Source organism: Streptomyces sp. NBC_00400, assembly GCF_036048035.1.
GTDB lineage: Bacteria > Actinomycetota > Actinomycetes > Streptomycetales > Streptomycetaceae > Streptomyces.
In genome coordinates this window covers 1,542,672-1,559,929 of the sequence record NZ_CP107940.1, presented here as the reverse complement: position 1 = coordinate 1,559,929, position 17,258 = coordinate 1,542,672, and the positions used below count along the sequence as shown (strand labels likewise).

Below are 17,258 nucleotides of genomic sequence, written 5' to 3'. Positions count from 1 at the left end.
GCCGACGGCTCAGCCCGGGCAGCGCCGACTGCTCAGCCGGGAAGCAGCTCCTCCAGTGGCAGCGCCGCGACATCGGCGGCGGGCCGGGAGAGATAGAGATCGGCGTGGTAGAAGCCGTCGGCTTCCTTGTCCGCGGTGGGCAGGCCGCGGGTGGCCAGTGCCTCGAACGCCGCCTGCCGTTCGTTGCCGTCGGCGAACCGCCGCTGACGGAACGTACGGGTGGCAAGTCTCTCCGTGACCAGGCCGGCCCGGGCCAGCAGGGCGGAGATCGGCCGGTAGGACACCTCGCGCAGCACGAACGCGGCGACCCAGGGCGGCGAGGACACACAGTCGAAGAGACGGGAGAAGGTACGGGCGGAGATGTAGCCGACGCCGCCGGTGACGGTGATCAGGTCGGTGCCGGCCAGCACCTTCCGCAGTTCCGGGCTCGGGTCGTCGCGTTCCAGGTTCTCCGCGAAGCCGTGGTCGAGCAGACCGACCGCCCGGGCGTAGCCGACCGCGCGGTCCGCCGCGTCGATGCCGGTCACGCGGAGGGGTTCGGCACGCCGCCGGGTGGCGAAGAACGTGCGGTCCTCTTCGAGGAGTTGGGCGGTGGACGGCAGCGCCTTGCCGTTCACGGCATAGCGGCCGTAGAGGTCGGTGAGGGACAGTTGGTGGTTGAGCAGTGCGGCGTTGACCCCGTACGAGCAGCAGAGGTCGACGACGTTCAGCGGCGGGCGGTCACTGCGGTGCCGCTGAAGGGTCTCGGCCACGGCACGGAACACCGCTTGGCCGTGGTGCGGAATCTGGTAGTCCAGGGGGTGCAGTGTGGTGAAGTACCGACGGGGATCCGGGCAGTTGTAGATCGCCTCGAAATCTGCCTTGCCCCAGTCGCTCGCAGCGGTCGTGTTGGTCACTCCTGCTGTCATGTGGCCTCCTGAAAGGCTGTGCCAGTGGGTGGGGCCGGCTGGTCCCTGACCAGCATCCATACCCCGCTGCCGCCTCACAGTGCGACTTGCGGCCATTCTCGGGGCCTGTGGGACGTCGTGAGACATCCCTGCCCCGGGCCTTCGGCTCATAGTCCCACCTCAGGGTTCACCCGGCGCGTCGACGGCCTGCCGGGGCCGCAACCATCGCAGCCCGGCCGATCCACCACCGGGACCATATGAATCCGGCCAATCGTCGAAGGATCCGGCATGGCCGGTGTTGAGGGGTTGACGGCGACGGAGTGAGCGGGGCGCGGGCGGCGGATCGAGCGGAGGAGGGGGCGGCGCACGAGGCCTCACGGGCGGACCGTGAGGCCGTCCAGGGTGAGGTCGAGCAGGCGCTCCGCTTGCTGTCGGTGTTCCGCCCCCGCCGAGGTGAGGGCGATGCCTTCCAGGGCGGCGCTGATGTCGGTGGGCCGGATATCGGTACGGATCACCCCGGCGGCCGTGCAGGCGTCCATGAGCGAGGCGAGGGCGGCCTGGATCATTTCCCGGCTGTGACCATAGGGATTGCTTCCCGTCGCGGCGATGGCGCGCAGGGCGTCGATCATGCCGTACTTGGCGGTGACGTAGTCGAGGAAGAGGCGCGTCCATGCGCGCAGTGCCTCGGCCGGCGGCTTCTGTGCGAGCAGGGCGGGGGCGGCATCGCACAGCTGGGCCACCTCGTTGCGGTAGACCGCCTCGACCAGGGCCTCCCGGGTGGGGAAGTTGCGGTAAAGAGTCGCACTGCCCACGCCCGCCTCCTTGGCGATGCGTTCCAGGTGCGCGTCCAGCCCCTCCGTCGTGAACACGCGTACCGCAGCCGTGAGGATCTTCTCCCTGTTGCGCCGTGCGTCAGCCCGCAACGGCCGAAGCGCTCCGTCGGTCATCGGTGCTCGCCATCCCTTCTCGCCCTCCTTGCTAACCGGGGGCATCCCCACTTAGTCTGAGTTAAACGGGGACACCTCCGCTTTCACTGTAGGTCACTGCGCTGACCTGCGTGCATCCCGCGAAAGGAAGCCGGCCATGTCGGGTATCCAGGGCAAAGTCATCGCGATCACAGGTGCCAGCAGCGGCATCGGCGAGGCGACGGCGATCCACCTCGCCGAAAAGGGCGCCCGGCTCGTGCTCGGAGCCCGGCGCGAGGACCGGCTGAACGCCGTCGTGGACAGCATCACGGCGAAGGGCGGCACTGCCGTCGGCGTCACCGTCGACGTCACGCGCCGCGAAGACCTCCAGCGCCTGACGGACACGGCCCTCGACCGGTACGGCCGGCTCGACGTCCTCGTCTCCAATGCGGGCACCATGGCCGTCTCGCCGTTCGACGACCTGCGCCAGGACGACTGGGACGCCATGGTCTCCACCCACATCACCGGCCTGCTCAACGGCATCGGGGCCGCCCTGCCCGTCTTCCGCCGGCAGCGCTCCGGCCAGTTCGTCAACGTCGGCTCCACCGCGGCCTACGTCGTCAAATCCCCCCAGGCGGTCTATGCGGCCACCAAGACGGCGGTGAAGGTGCTCACCGAGGGCCTGCGCCAGGAATCGGGACCCGACCTGCGCGTCACCCTCGTCTCGCCCGGCTTCACCCACACCGAAGGAGTCGGCAAGGGAGCCGGCCCCGAGGTCGCGGCCGCGATGACCCGGCAGCGCGACGAGATCGCCATGCCGCCCTCCGCCGTCGCCTCCGCCATCGGCTACGCCATCGAACAGCCCGACGGCGTCGACGTCAGCGAGATCGTCGTCCGCCCCACCGTGCAGGCCTGATCGCACCGAGCGTGCGTGCCGGGCGCCGCGCGGCGGGCGGGACTTTGAAGACAGGTCCTAGGTCGCCGTGACGCCGGTGGACAGATGGTCGGCGAGCCACGTGGGGACGCCGCCCATCAGGCGGAAGAGGCGGGCCGCCTCGGCGCGCAGCCGGTCCGCGTCGGCGTCCGGGGCGGCGTCGGCCAGCGCCACGAGGGCGGGTGCCGTGCCGACCAGAAAGCCCAGCTCCTCGCGGATCCGCAGCGACTCGGCGAAACCGTGCCGGGCCTCCGCCAACTCGCCGTCGCGCAGGGCGAGTCCGGCCAGATGACGCCAGGTGAAGGACAGCAGCAGGGTGTCGCCGTGCGCGGTGGCGCCGGCGTGCGCACGGCGGTAGGCGGCCCGCGCCGCGTCCGGGCTCTCGGCGACATGCTCGGCCATCAGCCCGCGGCGGAAGTCCAGCAGCGGGCGGCCCGCCGCGGTGGGCGCCAGCAGCGCGGCGGCCCGGCCGAGTGCCGAACGGGCCTCGTCGGCGCGGTCGCGGACGCCCAGGACCGTTGCGGCGTACGCGAGATGGCCGCGCTCGCAGGCCGCGCCGCCCCGCTCGTCGTCGTCGCCCGCCAGCGCCTCGGCGGCGCGCAGCGCGTCCTCGGCCCCGGCCCAGCCGGTGGCCGTGAACATGCACCGTTCGACCAGCAGCGCGGCGCGACGCAGCGCGGACGGCGCGTGCCGGACGGCGTGCGGTTCCAGCAGGGCGGCCGCATCGTCCCAGCAGCCGCGGGAGCGCAGACGCCAAACGGCACGGTCGAGGGGGCCGTCCCCCTCGGCCGTGCCGAGTGATCCTGTCTCCGGTGCGGATGCCGGTGCCGGTACCGCGAGCGGCACCACCACTGCAGAACTGACCGCATCCGCAGTAGCGACCGGATCCGCAGTAGCGACCGGATCCGCAGAACCGACCGGATCCGCAGTACCGGCCGGAACCGTGGAACCGGCCGGGTCCGCTGAACTCACCGGGTCCGCGGAATCCGCGGATTCCGACATGGCGGTATCCGCCACATTGCCCTCCCCGAGCGCGCCATTGAGCTGGAAGTTGGAAGCAGTGGGCGAATCTCAGCACGGATCCCGCCGCCCGGCCAAGGGGGTGGGTGAATGAATTCACAATCCCCGGGCGGGCGTTCCGGACCGCGGGCGCGGCCCTGATCGGGCACATCGCCGCACCGTGCGGCGGGACCGGGGCACCACGACGGGCCGCGCGATGACGCCCGATGACGCCCGATCGAATTACCCCGAATGGCGTAATCGGGCCCCGCCGGTCGAACCGGCGGGGCCCGATCAGGCCGCAGGCGCGGGCAGTGCAGGCGCGGGCAGTCGCTCCGCGACGCCTGACACGAGGCGGCGCCGTGACGCGGGACGGCGCCGTCAGCTCATCCGCAGCGCCAGGAAGAAGTCGAGCTTGTCCTCCAGGCGGGACAGATCGCGGCCGGTCAGCTGCTCGATGCGGCCCACCCGGTAGCGCAGGGTGTTGACGTGCAGGTGGAGGCGGCTGGCGCAGCGGGTCCAGGAACCGTCGCAGTCCAGGAACGCTTCCAGGGTGGGGATCAGCTCGGCGCGGTGCTTGCGGTCGTAGTCGCGCAGCGGGTCCAGGAGGCGGGCGGTGAAGGCCCGCCGGACGTCGTCCGGCACGAAGGGCAGCAGCAGGACGTGCGAGGCCAGCTCCTCGTGCCCGGCGGCGCAGACCCGGCCCGGGCGGGCCGCGGCGACCCGGCGGGCGTGCCGGGCCTCCTCCAGGGCGCCGCGCAGGCCCTCGGCGGAGTGGACCGCGGCGCTCACCCCGACCGTCAGCCGCCCGTCGTCCGCCAGACCGCGGCCGAGCGGCCCCTGGACGGCGGACAGCAGCTCATCGGCGTGCAGACCGGCCGCCGAGGGGGCACCGGGCTCGTCCGGGACGGGCAGCGGCACCAGCGCCACCGCCTCGTCGCCGGTGTGTGCCACGGCGATGCGGTCGGAGGGCTCCGGGCCGAACGTGCCGGGATCGACCAGCATTTCCTCCAGCAGGCTCTGCGCCACCGGGCCGCCGGGGACATCGCCGTCCTCCCACTCGACCCTGGCCACCACGATCTGCCAGTGCGGCGCCGCGCCCAGCCCCGGCAGCAGCACCGGGGCCGCCACCCGCAGCCGGGCCGCGATCTCGGCGGGCGGAGCGCCGGTCTGGACGAGCTCCAGGACCTCCTGGGCGAGCCGGCGGCGCACCGTACGGGCGGCATCCCGCCGGTCGCGTTCCACGACGATCAGCTGGGTGACGCCGTGCAGCAGGTCAAGGCGCTCCTCGGACCAGTCGCCGGCGTCCGCCTCGACCGCCAGCAGCCAGTCGCTCAGCAGCGTCCGGCGCAGATCACGGCCCTCGTGGCGGATCGGGAACAGGGAGAAGGTGGAGCTGGCCGGCCCCTCGCCCGGCCGCCCTCCCTCCTCGGGCTTCCCCCGGGCCTCGTCGGCAGCGGCCCCCGTCGGGGCACCTCCCTCGACCGTGACGCGATGCGGGCCCCGGCGCCCCGAACGGGCCGCCGCCAGATGCTCGCCCGCGAGACGGGCGGCCAGTTCACCGGAGAGTTCGGGCCCGGCGTCCGCCAGCGTGGAGCCCGCGATCTGCCGGCCCGTGGGGGAGAGCACCCAGGCCCGCAGGTCCAGGTCGGAGCCGAGCAGGTCCAGGACCACCTCCGGGCCGCCGCCGGTGGGGCCCGACGTCATCAGCCGCCGGTGGCGGTCCACCACGGCCGCCAGATCGCCCGCCCGTTCGCTGGAGACCTGGCGGACGACATGCTCGGTGATGGAGGCGAACGAGACGTCCTCGACGACGGAGAACAGCGGCAGCCGGTGGCGGAGGCAGGCCTGTACGAGGTCGTCGGGGACCGAGCCCAGCTCCGCCTCGCCCGCCGCGAGCCCGGCGACCCCCGCGGTGGCCAGGATGCGCACGAACCGTTCGGAGTCCTCCGGTTCCCGGCGCCACGCCAGCCCCGTCAGCACCAGTTCGCCGCCGGAGAGGTAGCGGCTGGGATCGCGCAGGTCGGTGGTCATCACGCCGCGTACCGTGCGGTCCAGCTCTTCCTCGCCCCCGAGCAGCCGGAGGCCAAGGGTGTGGGTGTCCAGGAGTGCGCGGAGCCGCATGACCTCGCCCGCCGTTCTTTGCTGTCTGGTGTTGCCGGTGGAATGCCGCGAGGTTTCCGAGCCTCGTCTTTCGTTCGAATCTACAAGACATGTGGTGTGGCCAGCCAACCGCTTCATGGTTTCGGTGACTGCACCGGGCGGGCCCCGGGCGCGTTCACTGAACGCATCTCCATGAACAAGACATGAAGGAACGACTCCGTGGCGATGCCGGCGCAGCATCTTCACCATGAGTAGCGAACGACCCGATTTCGTAGAATTCGTAGAAGAGGCCAACGATGGACTTCCTTCGCCCCGCCAGCTGGGAGGATGCGCTCGCCGCCAAGGCCGAGCACCCTACCGCTGTGCCCATCGCGGGCGGCACGGACGTGATGGTCGAGATCAACTTCGACCACCGCCGCCCCGCGTACCTGCTCGACCTGAACCGCATCGGTGATCTGAGCGAGTGGGAGGTCGGCGAGAAGACCGTACGCCTGGGTGCCTCCGTCCCGTACACGCAGATCATGGAGAACCTGCGGGCCGAACTCCCGGGCCTGGCCCTGGCCTCGCACACGGTGGCCTCCCCGCAGATCCGCAACCGCGGCGGCGTCGGCGGCAACCTCGGCACCGCCTCCCCGGCCGGCGACGCGCACCCGGCGCTGCTCGCGGCCGGCTGTGAGGTCGAGGTGGAATCCGTGCGCGGCCGCCGGATGATCCCGATCGACGACTTCTACACCGGCGTCAAGCGCAACGCCATGGAGCCCGACGAGCTGATCCGTTCGGTGCATCTGCCCAAGGCGGACGGCCCGCAGCAGTTCTCCAAGGTGGGCACCCGCAACGCCATGGTCATCGCGGTCTGCGCTTTCGGTATCGCGCTGCACCCCGAGACCCGCACGGTGCGCACCGGCATCGGCTCCGCCGCACCCACCCCCGTACGGGCCCGTGAGGCCGAGGACTTCCTCGCCGCGGCGCTGGAGGAGGGCGGCTTCTGGGAGTCGGCGGGTCCCCTCCCGCCGTCCCTCGCGGGGCAGTTCGCGCAGCTCGCCTCCGGCGCCTGCAACCCGATCGACGATGTGCGCGGCAGCGCCAAGTACCGCAGACATGCGGTCGGCATCATGGCGCGCCGCACCCTCGGCTGGACCTGGGAGTCCTACCGGGGCAAGGAGAGGAGCGCACAGTGCGCGTGACATTCACCGTCAACGGCCGCCTGCAGGAGGCCGACGACGTCTGGGAAGGCGAGAGCCTGCTGTACGTCCTCCGCGAGCGGATGGGCCTGCCGGGCTCCAAGAACGCCTGTGAGCAGGGCGAATGCGGGTCCTGCACGGTCCGTCTGGACGGTGTGCCGGTCTGTTCCTGTCTGGTCGCCGCGGGCCAGGTCGAGGGCCGCGACGTGGTGACCGTCGAGGGCCTGGCGGACTTCGCCAAGCAGCGCGCCGAGAACGGCGGCTGTGCCTCCGGCACCTGCGGTACGAGCATCGACCAGGCCCAGCGCTGGCAGGCCCGTCCGGCGGACTCGCACACCGGCGAGGGGACCGAACTCTCCCCGATCCAGCAGGCGTTCATCGACGCCGGCGCGGTCCAGTGCGGCTTCTGCACCCCGGGCCTGCTGGTCGCCGCCGATGAGCTGCTGGAGCGCAACGACTCCCCGTCGGACGCCGACATCCGTGAGGCGCTGTCGGGCAACCTGTGCCGTTGCACGGGCTACGAGAAGATCCTCGACGCGGTCCGGCTGGCGGCCGCCCGCGGCGAGCACCCGACCGCCGGACAGGGGGCCTGATCGCCATGGCAGGTAAGGAGACCCGCCTCGCGACGGCTCCGGGCCGTACGCCCACGAACCTCACCCAGGGCGGCCAGACCAAGGCCGGCATCGGTGAGTCCACGCTGCGGCCCGACGGCACCCTCAAGGTGACCGGCGAGTTCGCCTACTCCTCGGACATGTGGCACGAGGACATGCTGTGGGGCTACACCCTGCGCTCCACCACCGCGCACGCCGAGATCAGGTCGATCGACACCTCCGAGGCGCTGGCGACCTCCGGTGTGTACGCCGTCCTGACCTACGACGACCTGCCCACCGACGTGAAGAACTACGGCCTGGAGATCCAGGACACGCCGGTTCTCGCGCACGGCAAGGTGCGCCACCACGGGGAGCCGGTCGCGCTGGTCGCCGCCGACCATCCGGAGACCGCGCGCCGCGCCGCCGCCAAGATCAAGATCGACTACGCCGAGCTGCCGGTCGTCACCGACGAGGCCTCCGCCACCGCCGAGGGCGCCCCGCTGGTCCACGAGCACCGCACCGACCACCACATCGGGCACGTCCCGCACCCGAACATCGTCCACCGCCAGCCGATCATCCGCGGCAACGCCGCCGAGGCCGCCGAGAAGGCCGATGTCATCGTCTCCGGCGAGTACGTCTTCGGCATGCAGGACCAGGCGTTCCTCGGCCCGGAGTCCGGCCTTGCGGTGCCCGGCGAGGACGGCGGCGTCGATCTGTACGTCGCCACCCAGTGGCTGCACTCCGACCTGCGCCAGATCGCCCCGGTCCTCGGCCTGCCCCCGGAGAAGGTGCGGATGACGCTCTCCGGCGTCGGCGGCGCGTTCGGCGGCCGCGAGGACCTGTCGATGCAGATCCACGCCTGCCTCCTGGCACTGCGTACCGGCAAGCCCGTCAAGATCGTCTACAACCGGTTCGAGTCCTTCTTCGGGCACGTCCACCGGCACCCGGCGAAGCTCTGGTACGAGCACGGCGCCACCAAGGACGGCAAGCTCACCCACCTCAGGTGCCGCATCGTGCTGGACGGCGGCGCCTATGCCTCCGCCTCCCCGGCCGTCGTCGGCAACGCCTCCTCGCTCGCCGTCGGCCCGTACGTCGTCGACGACGTCGACATCGAGGCCATCGCGCTGTACTCCAACAACCCGCCCTGCGGGGCGATGCGCGGCTTCGGCGCCGTCCAGGCGTGCTTCGCCTACGAGGCGCAGATGGACAAGGTCGCCAAGAAGCTGGGCATGGACCCGGTCGAGTTCCGGCAGCTCAACGCCATGGAGCAGGGCACGATCATGCCCACCGGCCAGCCCGTCGACTCCCCGGCCCCGGTCGCCGAACTCCTGCGCCGCGTCAAGGCGATGCCGCTCCCGCCGGAGCAGCAGTGGCTGACGGCCGGGGCGGGCGCCGATGTCCGTGCGCTGCCCGGCGGGCTGTCCAACACCACCCACGGCGAGGGCGTGGTCCGCGGCATCGGCTACGCCGTCGGCATCAAGAACGTCGGCTTCTCCGAGGGCTTCGACGACTACTCCACCGCCCGGGTGCGGATGGAGGTCGTCGGCGGGGTGCCGGTCGCCACCGTCCACACCGCGATGGCGGAGGTCGGCCAGGGCGGTGTCACCGTCCACGCCCAGATCGCCCGTACGGAGCTGGGGGTCCAGCAGGTCACCATCCAGCCGGCCGACACCCGGGTCGGCTCGGCGGGTTCGACGTCCGCCTCCCGCCAGACCTATGTCACCGGCGGCGCGGTCAAGAACACCTGTGAGCACGTCCGCGAGCAGGTCCTCGACATCGGCCGGCGCAAGTTCGGCACGTACCACCCCGCGTGGGCGACCGCCGAACTCCTGCTGGAGGGCGGCAAGGTCGTCACCGACGGCGGTGAGGTGCTGGCCAACCTGGCGGACGTGCTGGAGGACGAGGCGGTCGACCTGGAGCTGGAGTGGCGGCACCGCCCGACCGAGCCCTTCGACCTGCACACCGGCCAGGGCAACGGCCACGTCCAGTACTCCTTCGCGGCCCACCGCGCGGTCGTCGAGGTGGACACCGAACTCGGCCTGGTCAAGGTCATCGAGCTGGCCTGCGCCCAGGACGTCGGCAAGGCGCTCAATCCGCTGTCGGTGGTCGGCCAGATCCAGGGAGGGACCACCCAGGGACTGGGCGTGGCGGTCATGGAGGAGATCATCGTCGACCCCAAGACCGCGAAGGTGCGCAACCCCTCCTTCACGGACTACCTCATCCCCACGATTCTCGACACCCCGACCATCCCGGTCGATGTGCTCGAACTCGCCGACGAGCACGCCCCGTACGGGCTGCGCGGCATCGGCGAGGCCCCCACCCTGTCGTCCACCCCGGCCGTCCTCGCGGCGATCCGGAACGCGACCGGGCTGGAGCTCAACAAGACGCCGGTGCGGCCCGAACACCTCACCGGCACGTAGAGAGCCGTCCGGGGCGACCCCGGACACCGGTCTCCGGGCGGTGGGTGTCAGGGGGGGCCCTGTCCGTCCTCCGCCGCTCACCGCCCGGAGTCCCACCCCGCACCACGCAGTCGCTGCTCCGCTCCGGCGGAGCCAGTACCCCCAGTTCGTCTCGGGCCGTCCCCCGGGTCGTGCAGCCGGAATGTCATCCCAAATCTCGCACCTCGCGGCGAGTGCCCCTGTGAACCTTGGGAGTAAGGCACCATGACCCAGCAGTCCACCGAGCCGAGGACCACGGCGGAAGACGCGGGCGCCGGCTCGCGCCAGCCCGCCGGCCGGTCCTGGCTCGACCGGTACTTCCACATCTCCGACAGAGGATCGACGCTTGCGCAAGAGGTGCGCGGCGGCATCACCACCTTCATGGCGATGTGCTACATCCTCCTGCTCAACCCGCTGATCCTGTCGACCCCGGACGTGGAGAAGAACACCCTCGCGCATGCGGGTGTGGTCACCGCGACCGCGCTGGCCGCGGCCCTCTCCACGCTGCTGATGGGCTTCATCGGCAAGGTACCGCTGGCCCTGGCGGCCGGCCTGAACGTCTCCGCCGCGCTGACCGCCCAGGTCGTCCCGCACATGACCTGGCCGCAGGCCATGGGCATGTGTGTGGTCTACGGCGTGGTGATCTGCCTCCTGGTGGTCACCGGACTCCGCGAGATGATCATGAACGCCATCCCGCTGGCGCTCAAGCACGCCATCACCATGGGCATCGGGATGTTCGTCGCCCTGCTCGGGCTGGTGAAGGCCGGCTTCGTGGGCAAGGGCGAGGGCGGCCCCGTCACTCTGGGCCTGGCCGGGCAGCTGTCCGGCTGGCCGGTGCTGTTCTTCTGCGTCACCCTGCTGCTGATCTTCATGCTGCAGGCCCGCAAGGTGTCGGGCGCGATCCTCATCGGCATCGTGGCCGGCAGCGTGCTGTCCATCGCCGCGACCAGGATCGGCGGCCTCACGGCCAAGGACTGGGGCGGTACGCCCCCGGAGCTGAGCGGCGGCGCGGTCGCGATGCCCGACTTCGGCCTCTTCGGCCATGTCGAATTCGGCGGCTGGGGCTCGATCGGCGCGATCAGCGTCGGCATGATCGTCTTCACCCTGGTGCTGGCCGGCTTCTTCGACGCCATGGCCACCATCATCGGCGTCGGCACCGAGGCCAAGCTGGCCGATGACCAGGGCCGGATGCCGGGCCTGTCCAAGGCGCTGTTCGTGGACGGCGCGGGCGGGGCGATCGGCGGGGTGGCCGGAGCCTCCGGCCAGACCGTGTTCATCGAATCGGCGAGCGGTGTCGGCGAGGGTGCCCGCACCGGCCTGTCGTCCGTCGTCACCGGCCTGCTCTTCGCGGCCTGCCTGTTCTTCACCCCCCTCACCCAGCTGGTACCGGCCCAGGTCGCCTCGGCCGCCCTCGTCGTCATCGGCTCGATGATGATGAGCGCCGCCGGCCACGTGGACTGGCGCGACCGCTCGGTGTCCATCCCGGTCTTCCTGACCGTGGCCCTGATGCCGTTCACCTACAGCATCACCGCAGGTGTGGGCGCGGGCGTCATCGCCTACGTTGCCATTAAGGCGGCACAGGGCAAATGGCGCGAGGTCGGCGGCTTCATGTGGGTGCTGACCACGATCTTCGTCCTCTACTTCTCGCTCCATCCGATCGAGCAGTGGCTGGGCGTCAAGTAACCGCCCGCCTTCCCCCACTCTCGGCTTCGCGCGAGCGGGGGGACCCCCATCCCGTCCGTAAGGAGACCGACATGCTGGACATCGCCGAAGAGCTGCACCGGTGGGTCGGGCAGGGCCGCGACTTCGCGGTGGCCACCGTGGTGGCCACCCACGGCAGCGCGCCCCGCCGGCCCGGAGCCGCCCTGGCCGTCGACAGTGACGGCACGGCGATCGGGTCGGTCTCCGGCGGATGTGTGGAGGGGGCGGTGTACGAGCTGTGCCAGGAGGCGCTGCAGACCGGCGAGCCGGTCCTGGAGCGCTTCGGCTACAGCGACGAGGACGCCTTCGCCGTGGGCCTGACCTGCGGCGGCATCATCGACATCCTCGTCCAGCCGGTACGCACGGGCGGGCGCCCCACGGGCGGCCAGGCACCGGGAGAGCCGGCGGACGACACCGCCCGCACGCTCGCCGCGGGACTGGCCGCCGCCGCCACGGGGGAGGCGGCGGCCCTCGCCCGGATCATCGAGGGCCCCGCCGAGCTCCGCGGCCGCGCCCTGCTGGTCCGCCCCGACGGCAGCCACACCGGCACCCTCGGCGGCCACCCCGCCCTCGACCGCACCGCGACCGCCCTCACCCGCGCCCTCCTGGACGCCGGGCGCACCACGACGATCGAGATCGGGTCGGGCCCGGCACCCGAGGACGGCGCCCGGGACGACGGCGCGGGGCAGCCGGGCGGGGAGCAGTGCGGCACGCCCGTCCTCCTCCTCGTCGAATCCTCCGTCCCCGCGCCCCGCATGATCGTCTTCGGCGCGATCGATTTCGCCGCCGCGCTGGTCAAGGTCGGCAAGTTCCTCAACTACCACGTCACCGTCTGCGACGCCCGCCCCGTCTTCGCCACCCGCACCCGCTTCCCGGACGCCGACGAGATCGTCGTCGACTGGCCGCACCGCTACCTGGACTCCCAGGACCTCGATGCCCGCACGGTGCTGTGCGTGCTGACCCACGACGCCAAGTTCGACGTCCCGCTGCTGGAGCGGGCGCTCAAACTTCCGGTCGCCTACGTCGGCGCGATGGGTTCCCGCCGCACCCACCTGGACCGCCTGCAGCGGCTGCGCGACACCGGCCTGACCGAACTCGAACTCAACCGCCTGCGCTCGCCCATCGGCCTCGACCTCGGCGCCCGCACCCCCGAGGAGACCGCCCTGTCCATCGCCGCCGAGATCGTCGCCAACCGCCGCGGCGGCACCGGCGTACCCCTGACCGGCGCGCACACCCCCATCCACCACGACACGGCCCGTCCGGTGGGGCGGATCGGGTCGGTGGCCTGAGGGCAGGGTCGCGGTGGCGTGGCGGGCGCGCGGCAGACGGCCCGCGACGGTGGTCGGCGTCCGGCGTCCGGCGTCCGGCGTCCGGTGGTCCGGTGGTCCGGGGGCCGCGCGGGAGGCGCCCGGCGGGAGGCGCCGGAAATCGGGATGACCCTCCCGGCGCACCGCGTTAGCGTCCCCCGGTGACCACTGACGACGACGCCCGCGCCACCACGGAGTTCCGCGACATCCCGGAGGCCGACTGCGACCGGGCCCTGGACCTGACGTACTCCGTCTTCCATCTGACGCCCGGCGACAAGACCCGGCGCCGGCACGCGGGGATGCTGCGGGCCGGCCTCCGCGCCGGCGCGTACGACGGCGGACAGCTGGCCGGAGTGGCGGGGGCGCACCGCCGCACCCTTTCCGTTCCGGGGGGCCAACTCCCGTGCGCCGCAGTGGACTTCGTCTCCGTACTGCCCACGCACCGGCGCCGCGGCATCCTCACCTCGATGATGGACGAGTTGTGGCGCCGCTGCGCCGCCGACGGGCGCCCACTGGCCTGCCTGTGGCCGTCCGAGAGCGCCATCTACGGCCGCTACGGCTTCGGCGCCGCCACCGAGGTCTGCCGCATCGAGATCGACTCCACCCGCCCCCTCGCGCTCCGTACCGCTCCCGACAACCGCCCGCTGCGGATGATCGACCCGGCCGGGGCACCCGCCGTGCTCGCCCCGCGCTACGACGCGACCCTGGCGCGGCGGGCCGGCCGGTTCACCCGCGACGAGGGCTGGTGGCGCTGCGGGGCACTGGACCTCGACGGCGCCAGTAGGAGAGCCGGGGAGGACGGATTCGGGGCGGCGCAGGTCGTGGTGCTCGGTGCCCCCGGCCGGACACCCGGCGGCTACGCCGTCTACCGCACCCGCGGCCCCGGCGGGAACGGCCCCGGCGCGGTCCGTGTCGGCGAACTCGAAGCGGAATCCGGACCGGCCGCCGCCGCCCTGTGGTCCTACCTCGTCTCGATCGACCTCACCTCGACCGTCGAGATCGAGGGCCGCCCCGCCGACGACCCCCTCCTCCACCTCGCTGCTGACCGCGACCAGGTACGCGTCACCGGCCAGGAACCCGCCCTCTGGCTCCGGCTGCTGGACGTCCGCGCCGCGCTGACCGCCCGCTCCTGGACGGCCCCCGCCGACCTCGTCGTCGACCTGCGCGACACCGCCCTGCCGGCCAACGCGGGCCGCTTCCGGCTGACCGCCGGCCCCGGCGGTGCCACCTGGGAACCCACCCGGGAGGAACCCGATATCTCCCTGGACGTACGGGAGTTGGGGTCCTGCTACCTAGGGGGAACCCCGCTGCGGCACTTCGTTCACGCCGGCCTGGCCACCGAGCACACTCCGGGTGCGGTCCGCCGCCTGGACGCCGCCCTGGAGACCGAGTGGCTGCCGTTCACCGGGGAGAATCACTGAGCGACGGGCGCGGTCCGACCAGGGGCGGCCCGCACCCGCGCCCGTCGCTCAGTCCGAGCCCCCGGCCCGCCGCGTCCGCAGCGCCGCCATCACGAACACGTCATGCCACGCGCCGTCCCAGAACAGCGCCTCCCGCATCCGGCCCTCCACCTCGAAGCCGCACTTCTCGTACGCCCGCCGGGCGCGCGGGTTGTAGTCCCAGACCTCCAGCTGGACGCGGTGCAGGCCCACCCGGTCGAAGGCGTAGTCCAGCAGCAGCCGGATCGCCTCGCTGCCGATGCCGCGGTCGGTGGCGCCGGGGACCAGGGCGATCCGGAAGCTGCCCCGGGCGTTCGGCGCATCGATGTCGTTCAGCGCGAGTTCGCCCAGGAAGGCGCCGGACTCCCGGTCCTCGACGGCGAGGTCCAGCCGGTCCGGACAGCCGGCCCGGCCGGCGCACCACGCCTGCAGCTCCTCCAGCGTGAAGTCATGGTGGGTGCCGGTCAGCCGCCGGGTCTCCGGGTCGACGGCGGAGGCGTGGAAGGCGGCCGCATGGCGTATCGACAGCGGAGTGAGACGGATCCGGTCGCCCGTGAGCACCGGTTTTCCGGAGAGTGCGGTGGTGTCGATCATGAGGGGATGATGTCCGGACCGCGGACCCTCGGCAACGGAATTGACCGGCAACGGAATTGACCGGCCGGGGGAGCGCCGGACCGGCCGGGGGAGCGCCGGACCGGCCGGGGGAGCGCCGGACCGTCCGGGGGAGCGCCGGACCGGAGCGGGGCGGGGCCGGCTTCACAGGAGCCGGCCGGAAAGGGGGAGGCATGGAGCTGCGGCAGGTGCGGTACTTCGTCATGGTCGCGCAGGAGCTGCATTTCGGGCGGGCCGCGGAGAAGTTGCACATCGTGCAGTCGGCGGTGAGCCAGCAGATCAGACGGCTGGAGCGGGAGTTGCAGACCGAGCTGTTCGACCGGTCGGCGCGCCAGGTGCGGCTGACCGCCGTCGGCGAGCGGTTTCTGCCGGAGGCGCGGGCGCTGCTCGCCGCCGAGCAGCGCGCCCGTGCCGTCGTCGCCGAGCTGACCGCCGGTCGCGCCGCCACCTTGCGGGTGGGCACGAGTACCGGCCTGGGTGCCCATCTGGACCGCGTGCTGGAGGCGCTGGCGGGGCTCGCCCCGGAGACCCGGGTGGAGCTGGTGGCCGCGCCGGCCCGGGAACGGCTCGCCCGGGTGGCGTCCGGCGGACTGGATGCCGCGTTCCTCCGCGGTGGGCCGCACGACGGGGAGCGGGACGGTCTGCGCTTTGTGCCGCTGTGGCAGGACCCGCTGGTGGCGGTCGTCCCGGCCCGCCACCCGCTGGCCGCCTCGCCGGGCACCGTAGCGCTCGCCGCGCTCGCGCCCGTCCCGCTGGTACTGACCGCGCGCCGCAACAACCGCGCCCTGGTCGACCTGGTCGTCGACGCCTGCCACGGCGCCGGCTTCACCCCCGTCCCGGGGCCCGTCTACGGCTCGCTGGACGACACCCTGACGGCGATCGGCGCCGCCGGTGCGAGCGACGGGCTGTGGACCGTCGTCTACGCCTCGCACGCCGCCCGGCTGAGCACCCCCAGGGTCGCCTTCCTGCCGTTCCGTACCCCGGGCATGGAGCTCACCACCTCGCTCGCGGTGCGCCGTACCGACCCGCCCGCCGGCTTGGAGCAGCTGCTGCGGGCCTGCGCGGTGACGGGCGACGGCGCGGGGTCCGATCTCCATCGGTGATCGCTGTGTGCGCGATCCGCTTCTTGGTCGCACGGCCCGTTCGCGATGGACTGAGGGCATGCCGGTCAACCACCGCGAACCCCGCGGAGAACCCGGGAGCCCGGCTGCGGAACACGGGGGAGTCCCCTGCGTTCCGGTCTCTCAACGGCCGTATCCGACAAAGGAGTTCCGTCATGCCGATCGTCACCGTCCAGCAGGGTCCGCGCAGCGTCGAGCTGAAGCGGGAGCTGGTCCGCCAGATCACCGACGCGTTCGTGGACGCGTACCGGATCCCCGCCGACACCGTGCAGGTCTGGATCCAGGAAGTCCCCACCGACAGCTGGGGCGCGGCGGGGACGCTGACCGCCGACAAGTAGCCGACCGGCAGTCGATGAGCAGCGGGCCGGCCTTCACGGGGGAGGGCCGGCCCATGCCCCGTACGGGGGCGTCACCGGTTGCGTAGGGGAGCGGCCGGGCCCGTACGGCCCCTACGGCCCCTACGGGAGTGCCTGGGCCCCTACGGCCCCTACGGGAGCGCACGCCCCTCACGGCCCCCACGCCCCCTACGGGGGCGCGTTTGTCATGGGTGTTGTGCTGCCTGGGTGGGCGGATGAACTGCTGGATTTGACCGGCGTGCCGTGACCGAACGTTGATGAGGACGACTACCGCGAGATGGCTCGTGCCCCCCGGCCTGCCACTGGATCAGCATGCGGAAATTGTTGAGACGGTCGTGGACCTGGAGGATGCTTACCGCCGAGCTTGGGAGCCGGTAGGTGTTGCTCCCGATATTGAGCAGCGAATCCCGAAACTGGATACTTTGGAACGCGCGCTCAAAGGCGCCGTAGACGGAATCCTTGAAATCGCTCGGACCGCACCGTGTGGTGGAGGCCGTCGCTGCGTTGCCGGCAGGCACGGAGGATCTCGATCATTCATCACCGCCACCACGCGGTGCCGCAGCCGCACGATATGGGGAGCCGGGCTGCGCACACGTCCTCCGTCAGGGTGGTGCATCGTCGCGTGCGCGCAAGGCCGGGTCGGGTATTCGGGGGAAAACCTTGTCCGGCTATTACTGGTGTCGTC

The 17,258-nt window shown here is 72.2% G+C and carries 14 protein-coding genes; 9 read left to right on the top strand and 5 right to left on the bottom strand.

The genetic code is table 11. The features are described from left to right. Positions 1-32: 32 nt before the first annotated feature. On the bottom strand, positions 33-908 hold the full coding sequence (locus OHS81_RS06965) for a hypothetical protein (RefSeq protein ID WP_328383440.1): 876 nt from the start codon (positions 906-908) through the stop codon (positions 33-35). Between the two features lie 353 nt (positions 909-1,261). Beyond that, positions 1,262-1,834, bottom strand: coding sequence for a TetR/AcrR family transcriptional regulator (locus OHS81_RS06960; RefSeq protein WP_328383438.1), 573 nt, complete (start codon positions 1,832-1,834; stop codon positions 1,262-1,264). Between the two features lie 136 nt (positions 1,835-1,970). On the opposite strand from OHS81_RS06960, the gene OHS81_RS06955 reads away from it, so the two are divergent. After that, on the top strand, positions 1,971-2,708 hold the full coding sequence (locus OHS81_RS06955) for an SDR family oxidoreductase (RefSeq protein WP_328383436.1): 738 nt from the start codon (positions 1,971-1,973) through the stop codon (positions 2,706-2,708). 57 nt (positions 2,709-2,765) lie between these two features. On the opposite strand, the gene OHS81_RS06950 is transcribed toward OHS81_RS06955, so the two are convergent. Both OHS81_RS06950 and OHS81_RS06945 read right to left on the bottom strand, forming a co-directional pair. Then, positions 2,766-3,572, bottom strand: coding sequence for a hypothetical protein (locus OHS81_RS06950; protein WP_328390953.1), 807 nt, complete (start codon positions 3,570-3,572; stop codon positions 2,766-2,768). 534 nt (positions 3,573-4,106) lie between these two features. Then, positions 4,107-5,849 (bottom strand): PucR family transcriptional regulator, encoded by a 1,743-nt coding sequence (locus OHS81_RS06945; RefSeq protein ID WP_328383434.1) that lies wholly within the window; start codon positions 5,847-5,849, stop codon positions 4,107-4,109. A gap of 275 nt (positions 5,850-6,124) precedes the next feature. Between OHS81_RS06945 and OHS81_RS06940 the strand changes: the two genes are divergently transcribed. The 6 genes from OHS81_RS06940 (at position 6,125) to OHS81_RS06915 (ending at position 14,466) form a co-directional block, all read left to right on the top strand. After that, a complete protein-coding gene (locus OHS81_RS06940; RefSeq protein ID WP_328383432.1) occupies positions 6,125-7,012 on the top strand; it encodes an FAD binding domain-containing protein in 888 nt (295 codons plus the stop codon). Further along, complete coding sequence (locus OHS81_RS06935) at positions 7,003-7,602, top strand: (2Fe-2S)-binding protein (protein WP_328383430.1); 600 nt, start codon at positions 7,003-7,005, stop codon at positions 7,600-7,602. The genes OHS81_RS06940 and OHS81_RS06935 overlap by 10 nt, the downstream gene beginning before the upstream one ends. A gap of 5 nt (positions 7,603-7,607) precedes the next feature. Then, positions 7,608-10,019, top strand: coding sequence for a xanthine dehydrogenase family protein molybdopterin-binding subunit (locus OHS81_RS06930; protein ID WP_328383428.1), 2,412 nt, complete (start codon positions 7,608-7,610; stop codon positions 10,017-10,019). Positions 10,020-10,262: 243 nt separating this feature from the next. Next, a complete protein-coding gene (locus tag OHS81_RS06925; RefSeq protein ID WP_328383426.1) occupies positions 10,263-11,720 on the top strand; it encodes an NCS2 family permease in 1,458 nt (485 codons plus the stop codon). Between the two features lie 71 nt (positions 11,721-11,791). Then, positions 11,792-13,027: an XdhC family protein gene (locus OHS81_RS06920; RefSeq protein WP_328383424.1), complete on the top strand. Its 1,236-nt coding sequence runs from the start codon at positions 11,792-11,794 to the stop codon at positions 13,025-13,027. Between the two features lie 179 nt (positions 13,028-13,206). Further along, entirely contained in the window at positions 13,207-14,466 is a 1,260-nt protein-coding gene (locus OHS81_RS06915; protein ID WP_328383422.1) for a GNAT family N-acetyltransferase, read from the top strand. Positions 14,467-14,514: 48 nt separating this feature from the next. Here OHS81_RS06915 and OHS81_RS06910 read toward each other — a convergent pair whose 3' ends face one another. Continuing rightward, positions 14,515-15,078 carry a GNAT family N-acetyltransferase gene (locus tag OHS81_RS06910; protein WP_328383420.1) on the bottom strand — a complete coding sequence of 188 codons (564 nt, stop codon included), beginning with the start codon at positions 15,076-15,078 and terminating at the stop codon, positions 14,515-14,517. 191 nt (positions 15,079-15,269) lie between these two features. Here OHS81_RS06910 and OHS81_RS06905 point away from each other — a divergent pair, with 191 nt between their 5' ends. Continuing rightward, on the top strand, positions 15,270-16,199 hold the full coding sequence (locus OHS81_RS06905; protein WP_328383418.1) for a LysR family transcriptional regulator: 930 nt from the start codon (positions 15,270-15,272) through the stop codon (positions 16,197-16,199). A 173-nt stretch (positions 16,200-16,372) separates the two neighbouring features. After that, the gene (gene dmpI, locus OHS81_RS06900; RefSeq protein WP_328383416.1) at positions 16,373-16,555 is read left to right on the top strand and encodes a 4-oxalocrotonate tautomerase DmpI; all 183 of its coding nucleotides are present in this window, start codon (positions 16,373-16,375) and stop codon (positions 16,553-16,555) included. Positions 16,556-17,258 lie beyond the last annotated feature (703 nt).